At 54.5% G+C, this 24,137-nt stretch carries 22 protein-coding genes; 5 read left to right on the top strand and 17 right to left on the bottom strand.

All coding sequences use genetic code 11. The annotated features are described in order from the left end of the window. Positions 1 to 92: 92 nt before the first annotated feature. Both fabF and acuI read left to right on the top strand, forming a co-directional pair. Positions 93 to 1,367 carry a beta-ketoacyl-ACP synthase II gene (gene fabF / locus V6E55_RS06850; protein WP_114977345.1) on the top strand — a complete coding sequence of 425 codons (1,275 nt, stop codon included), beginning with the start codon at positions 93 to 95 and terminating at the stop codon, positions 1,365 to 1,367. A 319-nt stretch (positions 1,368 to 1,686) separates the two neighbouring features. Next, a complete protein-coding gene (gene acuI, locus V6E55_RS06845) occupies positions 1,687 to 2,670 on the top strand; it encodes an acrylyl-CoA reductase (NADPH) (RefSeq protein WP_316942433.1) in 984 nt (327 codons plus the stop codon). A 50-nt stretch (positions 2,671 to 2,720) separates the two neighbouring features. Here acuI and acuR read toward each other — a convergent pair whose 3' ends face one another. Then, positions 2,721 to 3,377: an acrylate utilization transcriptional regulator AcuR gene (gene acuR, locus V6E55_RS06840; protein ID WP_316942432.1), complete on the bottom strand. Its 657-nt coding sequence runs from the start codon at positions 3,375 to 3,377 to the stop codon at positions 2,721 to 2,723. A 168-nt stretch (positions 3,378 to 3,545) separates the two neighbouring features. Beyond that, positions 3,546 to 4,028, bottom strand: coding sequence for a glutathione peroxidase (locus V6E55_RS06835; RefSeq protein ID WP_316942431.1), 483 nt, complete (start codon positions 4,026 to 4,028; stop codon positions 3,546 to 3,548). 120 nt (positions 4,029 to 4,148) lie between these two features. Between V6E55_RS06835 and V6E55_RS06830 the strand changes: the two genes are divergently transcribed. Next, positions 4,149 to 5,870, top strand: coding sequence for a SulP family inorganic anion transporter (locus tag V6E55_RS06830; protein WP_236920739.1), 1,722 nt, complete (start codon positions 4,149 to 4,151; stop codon positions 5,868 to 5,870). Positions 5,871 to 6,024: 154 nt separating this feature from the next. On the opposite strand, the gene V6E55_RS06825 is transcribed toward V6E55_RS06830, so the two are convergent. The 15 genes from V6E55_RS06825 to paaA form a co-directional block, all read right to left on the bottom strand. Next, on the bottom strand, positions 6,025 to 6,543 hold the full coding sequence (locus tag V6E55_RS06825) for a DUF2569 domain-containing protein (protein ID WP_114977350.1): 519 nt from the start codon (positions 6,541 to 6,543) through the stop codon (positions 6,025 to 6,027). A 45-nt stretch (positions 6,544 to 6,588) separates the two neighbouring features. Further along, on the bottom strand, positions 6,589 to 8,001 hold the full coding sequence (locus V6E55_RS06820; RefSeq protein ID WP_316942430.1) for a hypothetical protein: 1,413 nt from the start codon (positions 7,999 to 8,001) through the stop codon (positions 6,589 to 6,591). Positions 8,002 to 8,136: 135 nt separating this feature from the next. Beyond that, entirely contained in the window at positions 8,137 to 8,733 is a 597-nt protein-coding gene (gene paaY, locus V6E55_RS06815) for a phenylacetic acid degradation protein PaaY (protein ID WP_028017538.1), read from the bottom strand. A 9-nt stretch (positions 8,734 to 8,742) separates the two neighbouring features. Continuing rightward, positions 8,743 to 9,675: a phenylacetic acid degradation operon negative regulatory protein PaaX gene (paaX, locus tag V6E55_RS06810; RefSeq protein ID WP_114977352.1), complete on the bottom strand. Its 933-nt coding sequence runs from the start codon at positions 9,673 to 9,675 to the stop codon at positions 8,743 to 8,745. Positions 9,676 to 9,755: 80 nt separating this feature from the next. Further along, positions 9,756 to 11,072 (bottom strand): phenylacetate--CoA ligase PaaK, encoded by a 1,317-nt coding sequence (gene paaK, locus V6E55_RS06805; protein WP_114977353.1) that lies wholly within the window; start codon positions 11,070 to 11,072, stop codon positions 9,756 to 9,758. A 26-nt stretch (positions 11,073 to 11,098) separates the two neighbouring features. Then, positions 11,099 to 12,304: a 3-oxoadipyl-CoA thiolase gene (gene pcaF, locus V6E55_RS06800; RefSeq protein ID WP_114977354.1), complete on the bottom strand. Its 1,206-nt coding sequence runs from the start codon at positions 12,302 to 12,304 to the stop codon at positions 11,099 to 11,101. After that, on the bottom strand, positions 12,304 to 12,726 hold the full coding sequence (paaI, locus tag V6E55_RS06795) for a hydroxyphenylacetyl-CoA thioesterase PaaI (protein WP_129995899.1): 423 nt from the start codon (positions 12,724 to 12,726) through the stop codon (positions 12,304 to 12,306). The genes pcaF and paaI overlap by 1 nt, the downstream gene beginning before the upstream one ends. Next, the gene (gene paaH, locus V6E55_RS06790) at positions 12,716 to 14,140 is read right to left on the bottom strand and encodes a 3-hydroxyacyl-CoA dehydrogenase PaaH (protein ID WP_316942429.1); all 1,425 of its coding nucleotides are present in this window, start codon (positions 14,138 to 14,140) and stop codon (positions 12,716 to 12,718) included. Before paaH ends, paaI begins: the two co-directional genes overlap by 11 nt. Before the next feature lies 1 nt (position 14,141). Beyond that, on the bottom strand, positions 14,142 to 14,930 hold the full coding sequence (paaG, locus tag V6E55_RS06785; protein WP_114977357.1) for a 2-(1,2-epoxy-1,2-dihydrophenyl)acetyl-CoA isomerase PaaG: 789 nt from the start codon (positions 14,928 to 14,930) through the stop codon (positions 14,142 to 14,144). Next, on the bottom strand, positions 14,930 to 15,697 hold the full coding sequence (gene paaF / locus V6E55_RS06780) for a 2,3-dehydroadipyl-CoA hydratase PaaF (protein WP_316942428.1): 768 nt from the start codon (positions 15,695 to 15,697) through the stop codon (positions 14,930 to 14,932). Before paaF ends, paaG begins: the two co-directional genes overlap by 1 nt. Beyond that, positions 15,694 to 16,764, bottom strand: a complete 1,071-nt coding sequence (gene paaE / locus V6E55_RS06775; protein ID WP_114977359.1) for a 1,2-phenylacetyl-CoA epoxidase subunit PaaE — start codon at positions 16,762 to 16,764, stop codon at positions 15,694 to 15,696. The genes paaF and paaE overlap by 4 nt, the downstream gene beginning before the upstream one ends. A gap of 7 nt (positions 16,765 to 16,771) precedes the next feature. Then, positions 16,772 to 17,269, bottom strand: a complete 498-nt coding sequence (gene paaD / locus V6E55_RS06770; protein ID WP_316942514.1) for a 1,2-phenylacetyl-CoA epoxidase subunit PaaD — start codon at positions 17,267 to 17,269, stop codon at positions 16,772 to 16,774. Positions 17,270 to 17,283: 14 nt separating this feature from the next. Continuing rightward, the gene (paaC, locus tag V6E55_RS06765) at positions 17,284 to 18,030 is read right to left on the bottom strand and encodes a 1,2-phenylacetyl-CoA epoxidase subunit PaaC (protein WP_316942427.1); all 747 of its coding nucleotides are present in this window, start codon (positions 18,028 to 18,030) and stop codon (positions 17,284 to 17,286) included. Positions 18,031 to 18,038: 8 nt separating this feature from the next. After that, positions 18,039 to 18,326: a 1,2-phenylacetyl-CoA epoxidase subunit PaaB gene (gene paaB / locus V6E55_RS06760; protein ID WP_006175064.1), complete on the bottom strand. Its 288-nt coding sequence runs from the start codon at positions 18,324 to 18,326 to the stop codon at positions 18,039 to 18,041. Positions 18,327 to 18,337: 11 nt separating this feature from the next. Next, positions 18,338 to 19,267: a 1,2-phenylacetyl-CoA epoxidase subunit PaaA gene (paaA, locus tag V6E55_RS06755; RefSeq protein ID WP_236920748.1), complete on the bottom strand. Its 930-nt coding sequence runs from the start codon at positions 19,265 to 19,267 to the stop codon at positions 18,338 to 18,340. Between the two features lie 284 nt (positions 19,268 to 19,551). On the opposite strand from paaA, the gene paaZ reads away from it, so the two are divergent. Further along, positions 19,552 to 21,591: a phenylacetic acid degradation bifunctional protein PaaZ gene (gene paaZ / locus V6E55_RS06750; protein WP_316942426.1), complete on the top strand. Its 2,040-nt coding sequence runs from the start codon at positions 19,552 to 19,554 to the stop codon at positions 21,589 to 21,591. Positions 21,592 to 21,756: 165 nt separating this feature from the next. Then, a complete protein-coding gene (gene tynA, locus V6E55_RS06745; protein WP_316942425.1) occupies positions 21,757 to 24,033 on the top strand; it encodes a primary-amine oxidase in 2,277 nt (758 codons plus the stop codon). Positions 24,034 to 24,137 lie beyond the last annotated feature (104 nt).

The raw sequence follows: 24,137 nt of genomic DNA, 5'->3' as shown, positions 1-24,137 counted from the left end.
TTACTTCATCATGATCGGTTTTTTGATTGTCGCGCTGCTGGTTTCATTGATGAAAAAGTCGCCGACATATTACTCATACAGGAGAGTTGTTTATGGGCGTTTCAGCTAAACGCATTGTTGTAACCGGGATGGGGATTGTCAGCCCCCTGGGCTGCGGTGTACAACACGTCTGGCAGTCGCTGCTGGCAGGAAAGTCAGGTATTACAAAACTTAGCGAGACGTTAGTCGAAGATATTCCCTGCAAAGTTGCCGGACAGGTTCCGTCCATTGAGAACGACCCGTTGCACGGCTTCGATCCGCTGGCAACCATCCCGGCCAAAGAACGTAAAAAGATGGATCGCTTTATCGAATTTGCGCTGGTCGCCGCGCGTGAAGCGCTGACTCAGGCCGGGTGGTCGCCTGCATCAACGACAGAACAAGATCGTACTGCAACCGTCATCGCAACTGGGATCGGCGGGTTCGGCGAGATCGCCAATGCGGTACATACGACGGATGAGCGCGGACCGCGTCGCCTGTCTCCGTTCACCATCCCCTCTTTTCTTGCCAATCTCGCCGCCGGACATGTGTCTATTGCCCACGGTTTTCGTGGGCCCATCGGTGCGCCAGTCACCGCTTGTGCGGCAGGTGCGCAGGCCATTGGCGATGCTGCACGGATGATCCGCAGCGGCGAGGCCGATATCGCCCTCTGCGGCGGTTCAGAAGCGGCGATTCATCGCGTTAGCCTTGCCGGGTTTGCCGCAGCAAGAGCACTCTCCACCGCATCCAATGACCAGCCGGAAGCGGCCTCTCGCCCCTTTGACCGTGACCGCGATGGTTTTGTGATGGGGGAAGGTGCCGGGCTTATCGTGATTGAGTCGCTTGAGCATGCACTGGCGCGTGGCGCCACGCCGCTGGCAGAGTTGGTCGGCTACGGCACCAGTGCAGATGCGTATCACCTGACAGCTGGCCCGGAAGATGGTAACGGCGCACGTCGTGCCATGGAAATGGCCATTCGTCAGGCGGGAGTCTCAACTGAAGAGATTGACCATATCAATGCCCACGCCACCTCGACTCAGGTAGGAGACAAAGGTGAACTGGCAGCGATTAAAAGCCTGTTTGGCACGCATCCCGTTGCTATTACGTCGACGAAATCAGCAACCGGTCATCTGTTAGGTGCAGCCGGTGGAATTGAGGCCATCTTTACTATTCAGGCGTTGCGTGACCAGATAGTGCCGCCGACGCTGAACCTGTCTCACCCCGATGAAGACGCGGAAGGCATGAACCTGGTGGCGCGGGTGGCTCGTCCGCAGAAGATGAATTACGCGCTGTCTAACGGTTTTGGCTTTGGTGGCGTCAACGCTAGCCTGCTGTTGAAACGCTGGGAGTAAGGATTCAGTTCCCCCGCTGGCAAAGGCCGGCGGGTTTGACCCGATAACCGCCCCGCTGATTCCCCCCAACGCCATTTGCACAGAGTCGGACGTAGGTTTTACCTCCCGGTTCACGACTGAGACGAGCAAACATAATCTGCATTTAGCCCCTCATTTTGATTCTAATCAAAAGCTCACTCGATAATGCAATGAATTAACAAACAATTCTTGAATATTGCTAAAACGCTGGGATAGTAGCGCTGATTATTAGACGATCGGTCAATATTTTAATTATACTGCTGTTTACGGGTAGCCATACAACCAAACATACGAGGTAAAAATGTTTAACTCATTATTAATCAACAAGAAAGACGACCATTACTCTGCGCAATTTGTTGAGACAGCTGAAAGCGATCTGCCTGACGGGGATGTCACTGTCGAGATTGACTACTCTTCCATCAATTACAAAGATGCTCTGGCTATCACCGGGCGAGGCCCCATCGTCCGACAGTTCCCGATGGTGCCGGGCATCGATTTTGCTGGCACTGTATTTGCCAGTTCGCATCCGGAATATCAGGTCGGTGATAAGGTTCTCCTCACCGGCTGGGGTGTAGGGGAAAAACACTGGGGCGGGTTGTCCGAAAAGGCACGGGTAAAAGGCGACTGGCTGACGCCGCTTCCGGCTGGCGCAAACAGTAAACACGTCATGGCCATCGGAACTGCAGGCTTTACCGCGATGCTGTGTGTTGACGCCCTGCTGAACCATGGTGTTAAGCCTGAAGATGGGCCGGTACTTGTTACCGGAGCCAGCGGAGGCGTCGGAAGTATTGCGGCCATGATCCTTGCGTCAATGGGCTTTCAGGTCACCGCGTCTACCGGTCGCCCGCAAGAATCCGAGTGGCTTTATAAAACGGTCGGTGTAAATGAGGTTATTAATCGCACTGAGCTTTCCAGCCCAGGTAAACCGTTACAGAAAGAACGCTGGGCTGCCGCTATTGATACGGTCGGCAGTCACACGCTCTGTAATGCCTGCGCCGGAGTGCGCTATGGCAGTATTGTTGCAGCCTGCGGTATGGCCCAGGGTATGGATATGATGGGTAATGTGGCCCCGTTTATTCTGCGTGGCGTTACGCTGAAAGGAATTGACAGTGTGATGTTCCCGAAAGAGAAAAGAGCGGCGATATGGCAGCAAGCAATTAAGTATTTACCAGAATCCAGACTGGATAGCCTGACCCGCGAATATCCGCTCAGTGAGGCCATCTCGGTGGCTGAAGCACTTCTTAGTGGCGGCATTCGTGGCCGGGCAGTGATTAAATGTAGCTAAAGCGACAGGATTAACGTTCTCTTGAGGGGCTGCTGTCAGCCCCTCTCTTTTTACTGTTCAGGTGCCGCAACCTGCGATGGCTGATAGCGTACAGACGTTTTGAAGTAGCTCCAGAAGTCGTACACAGGTTGGGTGGAACAATAAAGTTTGGCACGCATTACAGCCCCCTCCCAACCACTCCAGAAAATAGCGGCCAGTTGTTTGTCATTCATATCAGAGCATATTTCACCGGAAGATAATGCATCGGACAAACAGGTCGCCACAAGCGCTTGCCAGCTTTCAAGAATATCCTGTAGCTGTTTAATAAAGGATGGAGGAAGCCCCGGGCTTTCCTGCATCATATTTCCAACCAGGCAGCCCCGGGTAAAATTGTACTTTTTAATCCCGTCGCAGGCATCGTGAATAAAATTTTCCAGACGTAACATTGGTGCGCAGGATGGCACATGCAGATGTTTTTTTAGTTTGTGCTCGAAGAAACTGTCGTAAGCACTCAGCACGGTCTGGGCGTATTCTTCTTTGCTCTTGAAGTAATAATAAAATGAGCCTTTTGGAACACTGGCATTTTTGACAATGGCATCGACTCCCGTCGCAAGAAATCCATTCTGCGTCAGGAGTTCAAGTCCGCTGCGGATCAGATCATTACGGGTATCTGCATAGGTGCTTTCTGTTTTTCGTGGTCTTCCCCGCCCGCGCGTTTCGCCGGTCATGACGCATCTCCTGCATGTTTAAACGGCAAAGAATAAGTGATTATACGCGACGGCTTCAATCAGTTTATCCCTGGTGGTTATGAAGACGCCCCCTGCCAATTGGCGGTCATACTATCTTCCGTTTGCTGAAAGTACGCGAAAAGGGAATGTTTCGAATAACAGAAACACTCAGATCTTGAGTGCAGCAAGGATAGAGGCTTCCATTTTCTCCGGCGTCGTGAACGGTGCAAAACGCTTAAGCGGTGTACCGTCGCGACCTATCAGGAACTTCGTGAAATTCCACTTGATCCGTCCACCCAGCACCCCGGGCAATTCATTTTTCAGGTAACGAAACACCGGGTGCGCGGCATTGCCGTTGACCTCTACTTTCTCGAATATCGGGAAGCTCACACCGTAGTTGATATGACAGGTCTGCTCGATTTCTTCAGCACCGCCGGGTTCCTGCTTACCAAACTGGTTGCAGGGGAAACCCAGCACCACAAACCCATGGCCAGCATACTTCTTGTAGAGCGCTTCAAGGCCAGAGTATTGTGGCGTGAATCCACACTGACTGGCAGTGTTCACCACCAAAACCAGTTTGCCAGCATAGTCAGCCATTGAGATAACCTGGCCGCGCAGACTGGTGGCAGAAAATTGATAAAAGGTGGTCATATCGCGCTCCTGAGAGTAACAACGGTCAATGCCGGCACAGCCTGGAATCATTTTAAAGCAAAAATTTTATTTAGAAGCGTGCCATCATTACGTAGGTAAGATCAATATCCGGAGAATAACGTGTTCGGAAAATTTTTATTAAACTACATGCCAGGGCTACAAAATTTATTAGCCTACGATAAAAGCTGGCTAAAACATGATGTTAAAGCCGGGTTATCCGTTGCGGCTGTAGCACTACCCGTAGCGATTGCTTATGCTGAGTTGGCGGGTGTTGGGGCTATCGTCGGGCTGTATTCATGCGTTTTACCGATGATAGCTTATGCGCTGTTTGGTTCTTCACGTCAGCTTATTGTTGGCCCTGATGCCACGACCTGCGCGGTGATTGCCGCCGTCGTGTTTCCTCTTTCTGCCGGAAATCCCGAACTGCACTGGCAACTGACGATCGTCATGACATTGATGATGGGCGGATGGTGTCTGCTTGCCAGTAAATTTCGCCTGGGCGCCCTTGCTGATCTGCTTTCTCACCCTATTCTGACTGGTCTGCTTAATGGCGTAGCCGTGACGATTATTGTCGGGCAATTAGGTAAGGTTTTGGGGATCAAGCTTGATGAAGCGCAGGTTATTGAGAAAATTATTGCCTTGCCAGGCCGAATTTCAGACAGCCATTTATTAACCTTCGGAATATCCATTTTAACGTTAGCTATTTTAATGGCTATTAAAACGTTTCGCAGTCACTGGCCGGCCCCTTTGATTGCCATAGTGATAACGACGTTTCTGGTATGGGGGACATCTGCACAACAATATGGTATTGCCACTATTGGGGGCGAAGGTTTCCAGCCTGGATTACCCGTCGTTAACTGGGGGGCGTTCCAGCCGGGTCCGATGCGTGATTTAGTCATCCCGGCGCTAAACCTGGCTTTGGTCAGTTTTGTCAGTCTGATGCTGACCGCTCGCAGTTTTGCCGCAAAAAATGGCTATGAAATCAATGCAGATGCAGAGTTCAGAGCGCTGGGTATTGCGAATATCATGTCGGGGTTATCTCAGGGGTTTGCTATCAGTGGGGCCGATTCCCGGACCGCGGTTAATGATTCCACTGGGGGAAAAAGTCAGCTGGTATCCATTGTTGCAGCCTTACTCATTGGAGTCGTACTACTCTTTTTCACTCAACCCTTACAATTTATTCCGGTATCTGCATTAGGTATTGTTCTAATGTATGCGTCGTGGTCATTGATTGATTTACGTGGACTATGGAACCTCAGACGAAGAAATAAACAGGCATTTCGCCTGGCCTTTTTCACGTTTGGCTGTGTTTTAATTATCGGCGTTATTCAGGGTATCGGCCTTGCGGTGCTACTTGGCCTGTTACAGTTCCTGCGCACAGTCTTTCGTCCCTCTGAGCACTTACTGGGAACTGACGAAAATGGCATGATCCACTCATTAGGGAATACAACCGATATTAAAATGGTTCCGGGCGTGCTGATGTATCGTTTTAACTCGCCGTTGACCTATTTTAATGTGGCTTATTTTAAACGCCGCGTATTGAACTTAGTTGAAGGTGCTGCAGTACAACCTAAATGGGTGGTCATTGATGCCGTGGCTTGTTTCACCTATTCAGATATCAGTGTCCTGGCAACCATTAATGAGCTAAAGCGTGACCTGAAGGGTCGACAGATTAAGTTAATCCTGGCGGGCAGGAAAACGGAATTAACACGCTGGTTTAAAGAAAGTCGGCCAACAATGAATGATGATGACATGATTCTGGCACCAGACCTCTATCTGGCACTCCGCTTCATTCAAAGCAAAGAGAGTGTGAGCGAGGATGAATCAGAGGATGTTGTATAAACCCCATTCTGGTTAAAGGCGAGTAAACCCTGCTTTTTCACAGGGCTGCTGTTGCAGCCCTGACACCGACGGTCATTGTTCTATGAATCTCTGGACTTCCAGAGCCATGAGTACGCCCCGAGTGGTTATCACAGATTTTACCTTTCTGCCCCGTCTACCGAATGAACGTCTTTTTAACCCGAACGGAGGTGCGGAAGTATGGGATCCAGATACAAGCGTATATCACATGCATAATAATAGGCATTATCTGAGCCATATTCAGGGAGATCTGCGGAAAGATGTAAGACGTGGCGACCCTGTCAATTAGCATCAGAGCGATACCCGAAACAAGCAAAGCACAATAAGCCAGAGGTAACTCTTTCTTTTTCCGCAAAAACAGAGAAACAATATAAATGATAAAGAGCAGGAAAACTAAGTTAATCCCACTAGCAACAAAGAGATAGGTCGTCTGGGAGACCGGAAGACGCCCTACCGTTTCCATCCCTGCACTTAACGTTACTGCCATAGAGTTGAAGTAGGCGTAAGCGATAAGCAGCATATTGACAAATGGCAGATATAACAAACCACCTATTTTGCGATATCGTTTTTCTTCGCACTCAGAGCAATATTCAAGATGCTGCGGGATCTCTTTATCACATTTAATGCACGTCCATTGAAACGTTGAATTGGTCATTTTATGTCCTTACTTCATAATGGCTCGGTTAGGTCTGATTATTGATTATCGTGTCACACTCACATTTTCCAGCGTCACCAACCTTTCAGGCTTATCACCCAGTTGCTGAGCAACAGGGACGAAGATATTGAGGTCCTGCAGCCAGGCTAATTTGCTTCTGCTATCTGGTTGCCCCGCATTACTTTCATGACACTCAACTAACAAATATTTCCCAGTAAACTCAGGTGCAATACGCTGCGCATCCCCTTCCCCCGTCACTTCACAGCGTATCGCTGACGATGTGACTTTCTTATCCGCATCAATATTTTCCAGTTGCGCCTGATATTTTTGACCCTGTACTAACGGGAAATGCAGATCGGTCTGCAATGTGTTGAGCAACATGGCACCGCTACTGATGGACATGGCGAATTTCAGTTGCAACAGATTAGCCAGCGTTAAACGTTGAACCTTCCAGATGCCATAATCTTCAAGCTTACGTATATAACCATCCGATTGCGCATCCAGCTGGATTTTAATCTTACCGAGCGCGCTGACTTCGGTATACCGAACCTGTTTAAAACGCGGCATCGCCCAGGATTTGATCAATGCCTGCGCCTGGTGATCAATAGCAGCAGAAAGGGGGGGTTTACTCAACCATTGCGGATTATTATTGCTCAGATCGGGCATTGAGGGCCCGATCAACGTGGATGCTGACTTGTTCACCGCGGGTACAAAGCGCCCTTCAGCGGTGAATGTTTTGCCTGCAGGTAGCTGGCAGAGTTGCTCAAAGTGTTGAGCCTTTTGAGCGTCAATCTTGAAGCTACTTTTGCGACGAACAATATCAGCCGTGATGAGTGAGTCCGTTACGTGACCCTGGCCATCGAAATTCATTGCAGCGACAGCGTCGCCCTGATGGGTTTTGCAGTTATAGAAATAGTGCTCAATCTTTAATTCAAGCGGCGCGTCATAAGGCGGTTCCCAGATGATATCTGCAAAATCATATCCCATGCGTACCGTTAAAATGTCGCCAACGCGATGAATGCTGTTAACATCGACGAGATCGGTAATGCCCGTTGCAGAGGTGGCAGATAATCTTTCCCACAGAGGTTCTTTTACCGGTAGCTGGCAGATCTTACGGATATCCTCTGCCGTCATCAGCTTATCATCCTGTGCAGGCGCATACCGCAGGTAGCTGTCGCCGTAAAAACGGACTTTGGTTAACCCTTCATCATCCAGTAAATCCTTGTACAGAAGCTGTGACTTGCCCTGTTTACAATCTACTGAACGCCATTGTTGCGCTGTTTTGCCGTTATTAAAGTTTAACGACACCATGTAACTCACACGATCGTGGATGCGGGTAACAGACAAGGGGTTAATACCGCCGCCAATAAGTTCAGGCTTTTCAGCGGCCTGCGCAAAAGAAAATGGCAACAGAGAAAGTAAAAACAGAGGGCGTAGTAAAGGCCGTGCGTAATGCATACATGTTCCTTCATATATAACCAGAGTAAAACATTATCGGCAGCAGGGATTAAATAATTAGCCTCATTTAATTGCAACTGAACAGATAACCGCAGCATGGGTCGGTTCCATCCGCCCCTGTTTCAATACCTCACCTTACACCGCCGACTTCGGCCTTAAATTCTCATCAAACGTCAGCCGTTTCCGCCCAGGCTCCACTTCACGCAACGGTTCTACCTGGTGCATGGTCAGCTTACAGCGCTCCACCAGCACCTGATATTCCCTTGTACCCTGTTTTTTCCACGCCAGTTCTTGCTCGCTCAACTCGCGAATCGCTTTGGCCGGGCTGCCAATAATCAAATGCCCTGCTGGCATTTCCGCTTTCGCCTTCACAAATGCCGCCGCGCCGACGATGCTGTTTTCACCGATCACTGCGCCGTCCATCACCACAGCATTCATTCCTACCAGTGCGTTCCGGCGGATAACACAGCCATGCAGAATAGCGCTGTGGCCGATATGGCCGTCCTCTTCCACCACCGTGTCCTGTTCAGGGAAACCATGCATCACGCAGTTATCCTGAATGTTTGCACCATCTTTCACCACGATACGGCCAAAATCTCCGCGCAGGCTGGCATTCGGGCCGACATAAACACCTTTCCCCAGAATCACATCGCCAATGAGTACCGCTGTCGGGTGAACATAGCTCTCGTCAGGCACGACCGGCGTCAGACCATCAATTTGATAAACAGGCATCCTCACTCCTTATGCGCTTGTAAGACCACCAAAGCGTTGATAGTAGAGCGTGCCAGGCACGGGCAATTCGCCGACGGAGGTTTCGCCTTTCTCACTGACAAACGCCAGCGCCCCCGGTGCTACACGCTGATAGATATTGATGCAGAGCTGTCGGGCACTTTGCCCGGCCCAGTGCGCTGGCAGTAACTCTTCCGGCAGCAGCGGGTCTTTCAGCACCACGCGACGATAAAAATGGATCAGCAACAGTTGGATCTGGAAGCAACGTTCTGGCGTCAGTTCCTCTGGTGTCGCCTCTTTCAGCAGAGGAAGCAGCGGCCGGAACGAGCTAATAAACGTTTCGTACATCGTGTTTTGTTCGGTTAACTGCCAGCACTCTTCCACCCGCGAACGCAGCGCGGCACGGGACAACGCCAGCGGCGAATGCGCTTCAAAGAAGATAACGTTTTCCGCCACGCCAGCATCATGAAGCAGGGACTGCACATCTGCCAGATGCTGCGATGGTGAAGCCATCAGGCTCGGCGCAAGCGTGCCAAACCCCTGCCAGATCAGCTGTTTTTTGACATCAGCAAGCGTAGTTTTGTCCAGACCTTCAGAGAGCAGCAATAACCATTTTCCGTCCCAGGCGGGCAACTCCGCGCGATAGATCTTATTCTCCGCGCGGCGGGTTAAACGTAGCCCTTTGTCGCTCAGGCGGTAAAAGCTGCGGCGTCCAATGCGCGAGACATCCAGCCAACCCTCTTTGTTGAGGCGGAACAACGCAGTGCGCACGAACCGTTCGCCGAACCCCATTCCCTCCAGTAATGCCGCCAGGCTCCCAAGCCAAATCTCGCCCCCGCGATGGGAAAGCGCGTCACCGTATAACGAGGAGATAAGGGATGTCCCGCTGATCGGAACGGAGCTGACTGCGTGCTGGATAAAGGCGTCGAGTTTCATGTGATTCATTCTGTTGTAATTTTTGTCCCGGATGAATCATAGCATAGTTCTACACTCCCTCTCTCCGAAGGAGAGAGGGAAGAAGAAACTCAGCTGTTGGCCGCGATTTTACGCAAATCAAATACCCGGCAGGCTTTCCCCTCTGAGCGCGGGATACTGCCGCAGTTAACGATCATCACGTCGGTTGAAATCCCGACCATGGATTTAATGCGGTGGCGCAACTGATGACACACCTGGCAACGCTGTTCGTGCGTCAGCGTCAGGCTGCTCTCTTTCAGCTCCACCTTCACGGAAAGTGAATCAAGATGTCCGCGACGGTTCACCTCCAGCTGGTAATGCGGCGAGAGATGTTCGAATTTCACAATTTCCTCTTCCAGCTGTGACGGGAAGACGTTAACGCCACGGATGATCAGCATATCGTCACTGCGACCGCTGATCCGGTCCATACGACGCATACTGCGCGCGGTTGCTGGCAGCAGGCGTGTCAGGTCGCGGGTGCGGTAGCGGATCACTGGCAGCGCCTCTTTGGTCAGCGTGGTAAACAGCAGTTCGCCCTGCTCGCCGTCATTAAGCGGCGTACCGTCGTTCGGGTTGACGATCTCCGGATAGAAATGATCTTCCCAGATTGTCGGACCATCGGCGGTTTCGATACACTCCATCGCCACGCCGGGGCCCATCACTTCGGAGAGACCATAAATATCCAGCGCCGTGATCCCTAAACGTTTTTCAATCTCGTGGCGCATGGCCTGCGTCCACGGCTCAGCGCCGAACACGCCCACACGAAGAGAACAAGTACTAGCATCGCCGCCCATCTGGCGTTCCAGTTCTTCAATCAGGTTAAGGCAGTAGGATGGCGTCACCATGATCATATCTGGCTGGAAATCCCGGATAAGCTGCGCCTGTTTCTCCGTCTGACCACCCGACATCGGGATCACCGTTGCGCCTAAACGTTCCGCACCGTAATGCGCGCCCAGACCGCCGGTAAACAACCCGTAACCATAGGCCACGTGAATTTTGTCTTTTGCACTGCCGCCCGCGGCACGCAGGGAGCGGGCCACCAGATTGGCCCAGTTGTCGATGTCGCCTTGCGTGTAGCCGACGACGGTCGGTTTGCCGGTGGTGCCGGAGGATGCGTGAATACGTACCACCTGCTCCATTGGCACGGCAAAGGTATCAAATGGATAGTTATCCCGCAGGTCCTGCTTGGTCGTGCACGGGAATTTACGAATATCCGCCAGCTCTTTGAAATCGTCAGGGTGAACGCCCGCTGCATCGAACTTGCGTTTATACATCGGTACGTTGTTATAGGCATGGTGCAGCGTCCATTTCAGACGCTCGGTCTGCAACGCCTGTAATTCGTCAAGGGATGCTGTTTCGATCGGGTCAAGCTTTGTTGTATTTGTCATTGTAGGGTACTCACATTGTTATTCGCTCAAACACGCTCAAGGATCATGGCAATGCCCTGACCCACACCGATGCACATCGTACACAGCGCATAGCGCCCGTTGCGTCGATGCAATTCATTGCTTGCAGCCAGCGCCAGTCTGGCACCACTCATCCCCAGCGGGTGGCCTATCGCGATGGCTCCCCCGTTTGGGTTCACGTGAGCGGCATCATCGGGTAACCCTAACTGACGCAGCACACCCAGTGCCTGCGAAGCAAAAGCTTCGTTAAGCTCGATGACGTCCATATCGTTGATACTGAGTCCGGCTCGCTCCAGCACTTTGCGGGTGGCAGGCACCGGGCCTAAGCCCATCAGACGCGGCTCCACGCCTGCCGTCGCCATCGCCACAATACGCGTACGCGGGACTAATCCCTGCGCGAGCGCCATCTGTTCACTGGCGATGATCAGCGCCGCTGCGCCGTCATTCACGCCAGAGGCATTCCCCGCCGTAACCACCCCATTTTTACGAAACGGTGTTTTCAGCCCGGCAAGTTGTTCAAGTGTCGTATCCGCTCGTGGATGTTCATCCACGCTAAATTCCGTTACCGCGCCTTTTTTACCCGGCACCAGCACCGGCACAATCTCCTGTGCCAGAATACCGTTCTTCTGCGCCCCGGCGGTTCGCTGCTGACTGCGCAGCGCAAAAGCGTCCTGATCGGCACGGCTGATATTTAACAATTCAGCTACATTCTCTGCCGTTTCCGGCATACTGTCAGTTCCGAAGTGCTGATGCATGAGCGGATTCACAAAACGCCAGCCGATAGTGGTATCGAAAATCTCCGCCTGACGCTGAAACGCGGCAGTGGCTTTCCCCATCACAAACGGCGCGCGGGACATGGACTCCACGCCGCCCGCCAGCAAGAGATCGCCATCGCCTGCTTTAATAGCGCGGGCTGCAAAGCCAATTGCGTCCAGCCCCGAACCGCACAGGCGGTTAATGGTGGTTCCGGATACCGTCTGCGGCAATCCCGCCAGCAAGGCCGACATGCGCGCCACGTTGCGATTGTCTTCCCCCGCCTGGTTGGCGCAACCGAGGATCACATCATCAATCCGCTCCAGATCGAGCTGCGGGTAACGTGCCAGCAGCGCACGCAGCGGAACTGCCCCCAGATCGTCAGCGCGAACAGCGGAAAGTGCGCCGCCGTAACGCCCCACCGGGGTTCGTACGCCATCACAAATAAATGCATCACGCATCAGGCTTCTCCTGTCACACTGCCGCCAATGCGGTGCGATTTTCCGCGAAAAAGGGCGACGGTTTTCTGTTGTTGATTCTGAATTTCAATGTCATACACGCCGGTGAGTTTGCCCTGATGCTTTACCCGCGCGGTGGCGGTCAGCGTATCCCCGGCAAAGCCCGGACGCAGAAAATCAATCGAGCAACCGGAGGCGACCGCCGCCAGCCCCTGGCTGTTGCAGGCGTAAGCAAAGGCGGTGTCCGCCAGCGAGAAAAGTTGTCCACCGTGACAGGTTTTGTGGCCGTTAAGCATCTGTGGGGTGATGGTCATCGTCACCACCGCATAACCTTCGTCCATTTCAATGATGTCGATTCCCAGCGCCTGCGCGCAGGCATCCCGTTCGTACATCGTGCGGGCGTTATGCCAGGCGTTATGACTCATAGCTACTCTCCAGAAGCGCACGCTGGCGCAGCAGTGAACAGGGACGATAACGTTCTTCGCCGTAATGACGTTGCAGGTTCTCCAGTAGCGTCAGCAGACGTTGCCAGCCCAGACGCTCCCCCCAGGCAATCGGACCGCTCGGGTAGTTCACGCCGAGGCGCATGGCGGTATCAATATCCTTCTCGCTGGCCACCCCTTTTTGCAGGGCATCCAGCGCTTCGTTGGCGATCATTGCCAGCGTGCGCCAGATCAGCATTCCCGGATAATCGGCAATTTGTATTACCCGTTTGCCCTGCTGTTGCAGGTACCAGATGGCTTTCAGCGTCGCGGTCTGCGGGTTGCTGGCTGCCGCCGCAATCACCGCCACATCGCGCTCAATACGGTCAACCATCACCACCGGACAGTTAAGACGCAACGCCAGCGCCTGAGCGGTTTCACCCTGCGTTTCCATCAGATGCACACCGTCAATTTCCGTGACACCGTCACTTCTTTTCTCCATGTGCATCGGACGATAACTGTCATCCACAACCTCGGCCCACTGCACGTCGGGTTTATCCCCTTGCCAGTCGTAAACGCCCTTTCCGCTTTTTTTACCGAGTCGCCCCGCCAGTACCAGCTCCTGCTGGACCAGAGAAGGCAGAAAACGGCGCTCCTGCCAGAAGGCATTAAAGACTGAGCAGGTCACGGCGAAGTTAACGTCCTGACCAATCAAGTCAGTGAGTTCCAGCGGCCCCATCGGAAAACCGCCACCTTCGCGCAGTGCGGCGTCAATCACCTCCGGCGCGGCCACCTGTTCTTCCAGTGCACGCCAGGCTTCAGAGTAAAACGGACGCGCAACGCGGTTCACGATGAACCCCGGCGTTGATTGACAGCGAACGGGTTGTTTACCCCAGTTCAGCGCCAGCTCACACAGCGCATCAGCCACTTCCGGAGAGGTCGCCAGCCCGCTGACCACTTCTACCAGCTTCATCACCGGTGCCGGGTTAAAGAAATGCAGCCCCGCCACGCGCTCCGGATGGTGCACGTCGGCCGCAATCGCGGTAACTGAAATAGACGAGGTGTTACTGGTCAGCACCGTCTGTGCCGGGCAGATCGCGGCCAACTGTGCAAACAGCGCCTTTTTCACCTCCAGACGCTCAGAAGCCGCTTCAATCACCAGATCTGCCGCCGAGAGTGCCTCGATATCGGTCACCGGAAGCAGTCTGGCAAGGATCTGGCTGCCGGCATCTGCGGAGAGTTTTCCTCGCGTCACCCGGGAAGCCAGACGCTGGCGAATGCCGTCAATGGCGCGCGAGATCGCATCTGCGGAGATGTCGTAGATCAGAACAGGGTGCCCATGGCTGGCCGCAACTTCGGCAATTCCGGCCCCCATCGTGCCGCTGCCAATCACGGCGACAGTACGTATGTTCAACATCTTATTTCCCCGTAAAGTTCGGCGTGCGCTTTGCCAGGAAGGCGCTGACGCCTTCGCGGTAGTCATCGCTGCGCCCGGCCAGGCGTTGATAGTCGCGCTCGAGATCAAGTTGCGCATCCAGGGTGTTGGTTTCCGCCGCGTTGATGGCCTGCTTGATCAGCCCCAGACCAAACGTCGGCTGTGAGGCAAAATGCAGCGCCATCTGTTGTGCCGTGGCGGAAAGCTGCTCGTCGTCCACCACCTGCCAGATCATCCCCCAGGCCTGCGCTTGTTCGGCGCTGAGTTTGTCCCCCAGCAGCGCCAGCCCCATGGCGCGAGCGCGTCCGGCAACGCGCGGCAGCAACCAGGTGCCACCGCAGTCCGGGACTAACCCGAGCTTACTGAAGGCCATCACAAAGTTGGCGGAACGCGCCGCTATGACCATGTCGCACCCGAGCGCCAGCGTCGCCCCGGCACCAGCGGCCACGCCGTTGACTGCACAAATGACTGGCTTCGGCAGTTTTGCCAGGCGGCGCACCAGCGGGTTGTAAAACGTCTCAACGGACATGCCCAGATCCGGCGCCGGGCCGTTGGGGTCGACATTGCGGTCATTCAGATCCTGACCGGCACAGAAACCGCGTCCTGCCCCAGTGATCAACAGACAGCGGATGGTGTCATCACGCTCTGCCTGTTTCAGGCACTCCGAAAGCTGCTGATGCATCACGTCGTTAAAGCTGTTCAGACGCTCCGGACGGTTCAGCGTAATGGTCATCACGCCCTGCTCTACGTTACTCAGAATAAATTCCACAATTAGCGTCCTTTAAAATCGGGGGTACGTTTCTGTAAGAAGGCGTTGATACCTTCCCGGCGGTCTTCGGTCGCGGAAAGCAGCGTAAAAAGCTGACGTTCCTGTGCCAGCCCTGCCTGCAGTGGTACTTCCTGAGACTGACGCAGCGCCTGTTTCGCGGCCTGCAATGCCAGCGGCGAATGACGCGCCATCAATGCCGCCTGCTTCAGGGCATACTCCAGCGTCAGGGTGGCCGGGAAGACATCGCTGACCAGACCAGCACTCAGCGCCTGTTGTGCGGAGAGACTTTCTCCGGTCAGCACCATTTTGCTGGCGAGGGATTTACCCACGCTGCGAATGAGACGCTGCGTGCCGCCCGCGCCAGGCATAATCCCGAGGGTGATTTCCGGCAGACCGAAACGCGCGTTATCCCCGGCAATCACCACGTCGCAGAGCAGTGCCAGTTCACATCCAGCTCCCAGCGCGAAACCGTTCACGGCGGCGATCAACGGTTTGTTAAATGCATCTATCCGCTTCCACAACTGGGGACGGATATCGTTCAACGTGGCCGGTAAGTCTTTCTCTGCCATTTCATTGAGATCTGCCCCGGCCGCGAAGCAGCGCTCGTTGCCATAAATAACGCAGGCAGAAATGTCGCTATCGCAGGCCGCCGCTTCAAGCTGCTCCGCAATCTGCGTCAGCAGCGCATTATTGAGAGCATTGCGTGCCGCCGGTCGGTTCAGTGTCAACTGCAACACGCGGCCATGGCGGGTGACAATCAGTTCGCTCATGCCATCCCCTTTGCGTCGAAATCGACGATCACGTCAGCGGTTAACGGCAGCGACTGACAGCTCAGCACATACCCGGCGGCCAGCTCGTCCGGCTCCAGGCTGTAGTTGGTCACCATGTCCACTTTGCCGCGCAGCACTTTACATTTACAGGTGGCGCACACGCCGCCTTTACAGGCATACGGCAGATCCGCCCCCTGGCGCAGGGCGGCATCAAGAATACTTTCATCGTCCGCCGTCAGGGTGATTTCACGGTCACGGCCGTCCTGACGAACGGTGACTTTCTGCCCCTCTGCCTGCACGCTAACCGTGCGTTTAGCCGCAGAGCCTGGCGTATTAAAACGTTCCAGATGGATGGCTTTTTCCGGCATCCCCAGCGCTTTTAATGTGCTTTCGGCATCATCCATCATCGCCGACGGACCGCAGATAAACGCTTCGTCGTACTGGCGGAAGTTGATCAGTGTTTTCGCCAGCGCCTGCAGTTTTTCCCCGTCAATACGACCATGGAGAAGATCGCTGTCCAGACGCTCCTGGCTGAAGATGGAAACCAGCTGCAGCCGCTGCGGGTATTTGTCTTTCAGGTCCGCCAGCGCCTGGCGGAACATCATGCTCTGGCTGCTGCGGTTGCCGTAAATCAGGGTGAAATGACTGTTCGGTTCGGTGGCAAGCGTTGCGGATAAAATCGCCAGCATCGGGGTGATCCCGGAGCCTGCGGCAATCGCCAGATAGTGTCCTTCACGTTCCGCCTGCGGCTGGTAGCCAAACTGGCCCTGAGGAACCATCACCTCCAGCGCCATACCCTGTTTAATCTCATCCCGGGCATAGCGGGAAAATCGTCCGCCCTCGATGGCTTTGACCGCCACGCTGATCTCACCCGGTGCGCTACTCCGGCAGATGGAGTAACAGCGGCGCAGTTCATCCCCGCCCAGTTTCGTTTTCAGGGTCAGGTGCTGACCCGGACGGAAGCGGTACGCGTCCTGTAATTCCTGCGGCACCGCGAAGGTGATCGTTACCGCATCACGGGTTTCGGGTTCCACTTTTGCCACTGTTAATGAATGAAACGTTGTCATGGCAGCCTCAAATACATTTGAAATAGTCGAAAGGCTCACGGCAGGTGTTGCAGCGATAGAGCGCTTTGCAGGCCGTTGAACCAAATTCACTGATAAGTGAGGTATCGGTGCTCGCACAGCGCGGACACGTCACCTCTGCGGGCACATGGGCATGGCAGCTGTGGCCGACCGGCGGGCTGATGCCATATTCACGCAGACGCTCGCGGGCATCAGCAGTCATCCAGTCGGTGGTCCAGGCGGGTTCAAGCTGGAGCACAATATGAACCGGCGTAAACCCGTGTGCGGCCATCGTTTCGCGGATAGCACCCAGCAGGTGTTCCGTCGCCGGGCAACCTGAGTAGGTCGGCGTGAAACCAATGACCCAGCCTTCACCTTGCGGTGCGACGCTGCGCACCATGCCCAGATCGGTGATGGTTAACACGGGCACTTCCGGGTCCGGGATCTGACTTAACAGCGACCAGATCTGCGGGATCTCCGCAGGTGCAATCTCAGCAAAACGCTGCATCATGACCTCCGCTATTACCACTGTTGACCCGGGTACACGCGCTGGAGATATTGCATTTCCGCCAGCATCGGGCCCAGATGTTCGGTATGTAACCCTTTCTTGCCCCCGGTGCGATACGCCACTTCGTCGGGTACCTTCAGGTTGGCTTCTGCCAGGCCGGTAAACACTTCGCTTTCCCACGCCTGGCGCAAGGTGCGCGGGTCAATAGCTACGCCGGTGGCAATCAGTTCCAGCTCAACGTCATCGGCGTCAAACAGCTCCGCCGTAAAACGCCACAGGTTGTCGATGGCCTGCTGCATTTTTTGCGCGGAGGTTTCGGTGCCATCGCCCAGACGCACCAGCCAGCCGCGGCTAAAGCGCAGGTGATAGCGCACCTCTTTAATGGCTTTTGCGGCAATGGCAGCAAGCTGACTGTCGCTGCTGTGCGCCAGACGTTCATACAGCGACACATTCCAGGCATCCATCAGGTACTGACGGGCAATCGTGTCGGCGAAGTTGCCGTTCGGCTGCTCCACCAGCAGTAAATTGCGGAACTGACGCTCATCACGCCCAAATGCCAGCGTGTCTTCATCGCCCTGACCTTCCAGCTCCGCGGCATAGGTCAGGAAATTGCGCGCCTGACCCAGCAGGTCGAGACCAATATTGGCCAGCGCGAGGTCGATCTCCAGCTCCGGCGCGTGACCACACCAGGCACCGAGACGCTGCGAAAGCACCAGACCGTTGTCGCCCAGACGCAGGGCATATGCAGTGACTGTTTTCATCCCCAACCTCACATGTGCTCGATGCCATCAGGGATGGTGTAAAACGTCGGGTGGCGGTAGACCTTGCTTTCCGCCGGGTCGAAGAACTCACCGCTCTCTTCCGGTTGCGAAGCGATAATCTCGCTCGCCTTGACCACCCAGATGGAGCACCCTTCGCTGCGGCGGGTGTATGCATCACGCGCATTTTCCAGCGCCATGCGATCGTCGGCGGCATGCAGGCTTCCCACGTGACGGTGGGACAAACCTTGTTTGCTACGTACGAAGACTTCGTACAGCGGCCAGTAGACATTGCTCATCGTGATTCCTCTCAAGCCACTTTGCGGGCATGTTGTTTTTCTGCGTGCGCCAGTGCAGCTTCACGCACCCACGCCCCCTCTTCCCAGGCTTTGCGTTTGGCGGCCAGACGTTCGTGGTTACAGATGCCACGCCCGTTAATCACCTCGTCAAATTCCTGCCAGTCGATCTCGCCGAAACGGTAGTGACCGCTCTCGTCGTCAAAACGCAGGTCGGGATCGGGCACTGTCATGCCCAGCATCTCCACCTGAGGAATGGTGTTGTCGACAAAACGCTGGCGAAGTTCGTCATTACCGAAGCGTTTGATTTTCCAGGCCAGGCTACGGGCGCTGTTCGGCGAGTTGTCATCGTTCGGCCCAAACATCATCAGCGCCGGCCACCAGAAACGGTTGATGGCGTCCTGCAGCATCTGACGCTGAGCGTCACTTCCCTGTGCCAGCGCCATACAGGCTTCAAAGCCCTGACGCTGATGGAAACTCTCTTCTTTACAGATTTTCACCATTGCCCTGGCATACGGCCCGTAAGAGGTACGGCAAAGCGCCACCTGGTTAACGATGGCAGCACCGTCCACCAGCCAGCCGATCACGCCAATGTCGGCCCAACTCAGGGTTGGGTAGTTGAAGATGGAGGAGTATTTCATTTTGCCGTCAAGCATCTTCTGATAGATGTCTTCCCGCGCGCAGCCCAGCGTTTCTGCCGCGCTATAGAGGTACAAACCGTGTCCGGCTTCGTCCTGTACTTTCGCCAGCAGGATCGCTTTACGACGCAACGTCGGTGCGCGGGTGATCCAGTTACCTTCGGGTAGCATGCCGACAATTTCGGAGTGCGCATGCTGACCAATCTGGCGGATCAACGTCTTGCGGTAGGCCTCAGGCATCCAGTCCTGGGGCTCTATCGCCGTCTCCTGCGCTATGCGCTGCTCAAACCGTTGTTCTTGCGTCACGTCATCACCTTTATGATTCGTTAGTTTGCAATCCAAAGCGAAATGTTGAATCACTTTGTTTTTTAAAAGTTACACAAAGGTTAAATATAATCCCAAGAATTGTTTCCTTGTTTTGTGATGTCGCTCGCAAGGCTTTTGCGGCACACCCGACAGCCCAGACGTTTGCGTACTGCACTTCATCAGACTGGATCACAATGTTAACAATTCATTAAAACTCAGCTTGATTTTTATGATTCACGATCAAACTATTAATAGTGATTTTTCGTAACATTTGGAGATAAGCAATGCAGCAGTTAGCCAGCTTCTTGTCCGGTACCTGGCAGTCTGGTCGGGGCCGCGAACGCACTATTCATCACGCCATCAGTGGCGAAGCGCTGTGGAACGTGACCAGCGAAGGGCTGGATATGGCGGCCGCCCGTCGCTATGCCATTGAGCGTGGCGGCGAAGCACTTCACAAAATGACCTTTATCGAACGCGCTGCCATGCTGAAGGCGGTGGCGAAACATCTGCTTAGTCAGAAAGAGACGTTTTATGCCCTGTCTGCCCAGACCGGGGCGACAAAGGCTGATAGTTGGGTGGATATTGAAGGCGGTATCGGTACCCTCTTCACCTATGCCAGTCTGGGCAGCCGCGAACTGCCGGATGACACATTGTGGCCTGAGGATGAGTTGATCCCTCTGTCGAAGGAAGGTGGTTTTGCCGCACGCCATGTCCTGACGTCAAAATCAGGCGTGGCGGTCCATATCAACGCTTTTAACTTCCCGTGCTGGGGCATGCTGGAAAAACTGGCACCCACCTGGCTCGCCGGGATGCCTGCCATCATCAAACCCGCTACCGCCACAGCGCAGGTAACCCAGGCGATGGTGAAATCCATCATTGACAGCGGCCTGGTGCCGGACGGTGCCATCAGTCTGATCTGCGGTGGCGCAGGGGATCTGCTGAATCATCTGGACAGTCAGGACGTGGTGACGTTTACCGGCTCCGCCAGTACCGGTCAAAGCCTGCGTGTGCACCCGAATATTGTGGCGAATTCCATTCCGTTCACCATGGAAGCTGACTCACTGAACTGCTGCGTGCTGGGGGAAGACGTCACCCCGGAACAGCCAGAATTTGCCCTGTTCATTCGGGAAGTCGTCCGTGAAATGACCACCAAAGCCGGACAGAAATGTACGGCCATTCGCCGGATTATCGTCCCGCAAAGCCAGCTCGATGCCGTCAGTCAGGCGCTGGTTACGCGTCTTGAAAAAGTCGTAGTGGGTGACCCGGCGCAGGAAGGGGTGAAAATGGGTGCGCTGGTGAACAGCGAACAACGTGCAGACGTTCAGGAGAAAGTGGATCAGCTGGTTGCCGCAGGCTGTGAGATCCGTCTGGGGGGCAAAGCGGATTTGCAGGCTGCTGGCGCCTTCTTCCCGCCGACCCTGCTGTTCTGTCCGCAGCCGGATGAAACACCGGCGGTCCACGCGACTGAAGCCTTTGGCCCGGTTGCGACGCTGATGCCGTATCGCAATGCAGACCACGCGATGCAGCTTGCCCGCGCAGGCGGTGGAAGCCTGGCCGGGACGCTGGTCACCGCGGATCTGGCAACCGCCCGTCAGTTTATTGCCGGCGCGGCACGCGCTCATGGACGTATTCAGGTCCTCAATGAGGAGTCTTCGAAAGAGTCCACCGGCCACGGTTCTCCGCTTCCTCAACTCGTTCACGGTGGTCCGGGTCGTGCAGGTGGCGGTGAAGAGCTGGGCGGTCTGCGCGCAGTGAAACACTATCTGCAGCGTACCGCTATTCAGGGCAGTCCATCCATGCTGGCTGCGATTGGCAAACAGTGGGTACGCGGTGCTAACGTGCAGGAAGATCGCGTTCATCCGTTCCGTAAATACTTCGAGGAGTTGCAGCCGGGCGACAGCCTGCTGACGCCGCGTCGTACGCTCACAGAAGCAGATATCGTGAATTTTGCCTGCCTGAGCGGCGACCACTTCTACGCGCACATGGACAAGATCGGCGCGGCAGAGTCAATCTTTGGCGAACGCGTGGTCCACGGTTATTTCCTGATTTCCGCCGCAGCGGGGTTGTTCGTTGATGCGGGGGTCGGGCCAGTGATTGCCAACTACGGCATGGAAAACCTGCGCTTTATCGAGCCGGTTAAACCGGGCGATACCATTCAGGTTCGTCTGACCTGCAAACGTAAAACGCTGAAGAAACAACGCACCGCCGAAGAAAAACCGACGGGCGTGGTGGAGTGGGCCGTTGAGATTTTTAACCAGCATCAACAGGCCGTGGCGCTCTACTCCATTCTGACGCTGGTGGCGCGCCAGCAGGGTGACGCCTGACACTTTCCTCTCTCGCACGTTGACCGGGGTGTGATGCCACCCCGGTCTTTTTTTAACCTGGCAAGACTGACAAATAATCTGGCAGATGCAGGCAAACGCTTTTCTCAGGCGCCTGTCAGGATAAGGCTGTCACCACACAATAAACACAACAAGATGAGGTCTACGATGGGAAGCAATTCTTCTTTTTCTGCCCGTAGAACGGCACTGGCTATGGCTGTTGCGCTGTGTTGCGCCTGGCAATCCCCTGTTTTCGCCCACGGCAGTGAGGCGCATATGGTCCCGATGGACAAAACGCTGCAGGACTTTGGCGCAGATGTCCAGTGGGATGATTACGCACAAATGTTCACGATTGCGAAAGACGGTGCCTTTGTGAAGGTCAAACCGGGGGCGAAAACCGCTATCGTCAACGGTAAAACCCTCAAGCTGCAGGTACCGGTGGTGATGAAAGGCAAAAAGGCCTTTATCTCTGACACCTTCATCAACGACGTTTTCCAGTCAGGCCTCGACCAGACCTTCCAGGTTGAAAAACGCCCTCACCCGTTAAACGCGCTAACGGCTGATGAAATCAAACAAGCCGTAGAGATCGTCAAAACCTCTGCGGATTTCAAACCGAATACCCGTTTTACCCAGATAGCCCTTGCTGAGCCAGATAAGACCAAAGTGTGGGACTTTGTGCTTAACGGTACGGCAGTGGATTCTCCCCGCCAGGCGAACGTGGTTATGCTCGACGGGAAGCACGTCATCGAAAGCCGGGTAGATCTGAAGGACAAAAAGATCCTGAGCTGGGAACCGGTAAAAGACGCACACGGTATGGTGCTGCTGGATGACTTCACCGCGGTTCAGCAGATCATCAACGAGAGCACTGAGTTTGCAGAGGTGCTTAAAAAACACGGTATCACCGATACGAAGAAAGTGATTACCACGCCGCTGACCGTTGGCTATTTCGACGGCAAAGACGGCCTGAAGCAGGAAGATCGCCTGCTGAAAGTGGTCAGCTACCTGGACGTCGGTGACGGCAACTATTGGGCACACCCGATTGAGAACCTGGTGGCTGTGGTCGATCTTGAGAAGAAAAAAATTCAGAAAATTGAAGAAGGCGCTGTTATTCCGGTTCCCATGGCTCCGCGTCCGTATGACGGCCGTGACCGTATCGAAACACCGAAAAAGCCCCTCGAGATCGTTGAGCCAGAAGGCAAGAACTACACCATTACCGGCGATATGGTGCACTGGCAGAACTGGGATTTCCACCTGAGCCTGGATTCCCGCGTTGGCCCGATGATTTCGACTGTGACGTACAACGATAACGGCAAAAAGCGCCAGGTTATGTATCAGGGCTCCTTAGGTGGCATGATCGTCCCTTACGGCGACCCGGACGTGGGCTGGTATTTCAAAGCCTATCTGGATTCAGGCGACTATGGCATGGGCACCCTGACCTCTCCGCTGGTGCGGGGTAAAGACGTGCCGTCTAACGCCGTGATGCTCAATGAAACGATCCCGGATTACACCGGTGCACCAATGGAGATCCCGCGCGCAATCGCCATTTTCGAACGCTACGCCGGGCCGGAATACAAACATCAGGAGATGGGACAGCCAAACGTCAGCACCGAGCGTCGTGAACTGGTGGTGCGTTGGGTGAGTACTGTCGGTAACTACGATTACATCTTCGACTGGGTATTCCATGAAAATGGCACCATTGGGATTGATGCCGGTGCGACGGGTATTGAAGCCGTGAAAGGTGTACAGGCGAAAACCATGCATGACGCCACTGCCAAAGACGACACCAAATACGGCACTCTTATCGATCACAACATCGTGGGCACCACTCACCAGCATATCTATAACTTCCGTCTTGATATGGATGTGGATGGCATCAACAACAAACTGGTGGCGATGGATCCGGAAGTGAAACCGAATACCGCAGGTGGCCCGCGCACCAGTACCATGCAGATCAATCAGTACGATATTGATACCGAGCAGCAGGCGGCACAGAAATTCGACCCGGGCACCATTCGCTTGTTGAGCAATACCAGCAAAGAGAACCGCATGGGCAACCCAGTCTCGTACCAGATTATCCCGTACGCGGGCGGTACACACCCGGTAGCGACTGGCGCGAAATTTGCTCCGGACGAGTGGATTTACCACCGACTGAGCTTTATGGATAAACAGCTGTGGGTCACCCGTTATCACCCGGAAGAACTCTACCCGGAAGGCAAATTCCCTAACCGCTCAATCCACGATACGGGCCTGGGACAATACAGCAAAGATAACGAGTCGCTGAACAACCAGGATGATGTCGTCTGGATGACCACCGGGACGACCCACGTCGCCCGCGCGGAAGAGTGGCCGATCATGCCGACGGAATGGGTACATACTCTGCTCAAACCGTGGAACTTCTTCGACGAGACGCCGACGCTTGGCAAGAAGAAAGACGAACAGAAATAATCACCACCCGGGCGTAATGCCCGGTTTTTTTTGCCTTTCATTTTGATGATTCATCCAGCCTGCTTATAGTTAATGATATCTCACCTTCACGCCCCCGGACGGGT

This window comes from Enterobacter sp. 342, from assembly GCF_036663495.1.
GTDB lineage: Bacteria > Pseudomonadota > Gammaproteobacteria > Enterobacterales > Enterobacteriaceae > Enterobacter.
Note: the sequence above shows the minus strand (reverse complement) of the source record. Positions and strands in the feature narration are given on the sequence as shown.

Excerpts from the sequence above, each read along its gene's own strand:
- fabF (WP_114977345.1), top strand. The coding sequence starts at position 93 with ATGGGCGTTTCAGCTAAACGCATTGTTGTAACCGGGATGGGGATTGTC.
- acuI (WP_316942433.1), top strand. The coding sequence starts at position 1,687 with ATGTTTAACTCATTATTAATCAACAAGAAAGACGACCATTACTCTGCG.
- acuR (WP_316942432.1), bottom strand. The coding sequence starts at position 3,377 with ATGACCGGCGAAACGCGCGGGCGGGGAAGACCACGAAAAACAGAAAGC.
- V6E55_RS06835 (WP_316942431.1), bottom strand. The coding sequence starts at position 4,028 with ATGACCACCTTTTATCAATTTTCTGCCACCAGTCTGCGCGGCCAGGTT.
- V6E55_RS06825 (WP_114977350.1), bottom strand. The coding sequence starts at position 6,543 with ATGACCAATTCAACGTTTCAATGGACGTGCATTAAATGTGATAAAGAG.
- V6E55_RS06820 (WP_316942430.1), bottom strand. The coding sequence starts at position 8,001 with ATGCATTACGCACGGCCTTTACTACGCCCTCTGTTTTTACTTTCTCTG.
- paaY (WP_028017538.1), bottom strand. The coding sequence starts at position 8,733 with ATGCCTGTTTATCAAATTGATGGTCTGACGCCGGTCGTGCCTGACGAG.
- paaX (WP_114977352.1), bottom strand. The coding sequence starts at position 9,675 with ATGAATCACATGAAACTCGACGCCTTTATCCAGCACGCAGTCAGCTCC.
- paaK (WP_114977353.1), bottom strand. The coding sequence starts at position 11,072 with ATGACAAATACAACAAAGCTTGACCCGATCGAAACAGCATCCCTTGAC.
- pcaF (WP_114977354.1), bottom strand. The coding sequence starts at position 12,304 with ATGCGTGATGCATTTATTTGTGATGGCGTACGAACCCCGGTGGGGCGT.
- paaI (WP_129995899.1), bottom strand. The coding sequence starts at position 12,726 with ATGAGTCATAACGCCTGGCATAACGCCCGCACGATGTACGAACGGGAT.
- paaH (WP_316942429.1), bottom strand. The coding sequence starts at position 14,140 with ATGTTGAACATACGTACTGTCGCCGTGATTGGCAGCGGCACGATGGGG.
- paaF (WP_316942428.1), bottom strand. The coding sequence starts at position 15,697 with ATGAGCGAACTGATTGTCACCCGCCATGGCCGCGTGTTGCAGTTGACA.
- paaE (WP_114977359.1), bottom strand. The coding sequence starts at position 16,764 with ATGACAACGTTTCATTCATTAACAGTGGCAAAAGTGGAACCCGAAACC.
- paaD (WP_316942514.1), bottom strand. The coding sequence starts at position 17,269 with ATGCAGCGTTTTGCTGAGATTGCACCTGCGGAGATCCCGCAGATCTGG.
- paaC (WP_316942427.1), bottom strand. The coding sequence starts at position 18,030 with ATGAAAACAGTCACTGCATATGCCCTGCGTCTGGGCGACAACGGTCTG.
- paaB (WP_006175064.1), bottom strand. The coding sequence starts at position 18,326 with ATGAGCAATGTCTACTGGCCGCTGTACGAAGTCTTCGTACGTAGCAAA.
- paaZ (WP_316942426.1), top strand. The coding sequence starts at position 19,552 with ATGCAGCAGTTAGCCAGCTTCTTGTCCGGTACCTGGCAGTCTGGTCGG.
- tynA (WP_316942425.1), top strand. The coding sequence starts at position 21,757 with ATGGGAAGCAATTCTTCTTTTTCTGCCCGTAGAACGGCACTGGCTATG.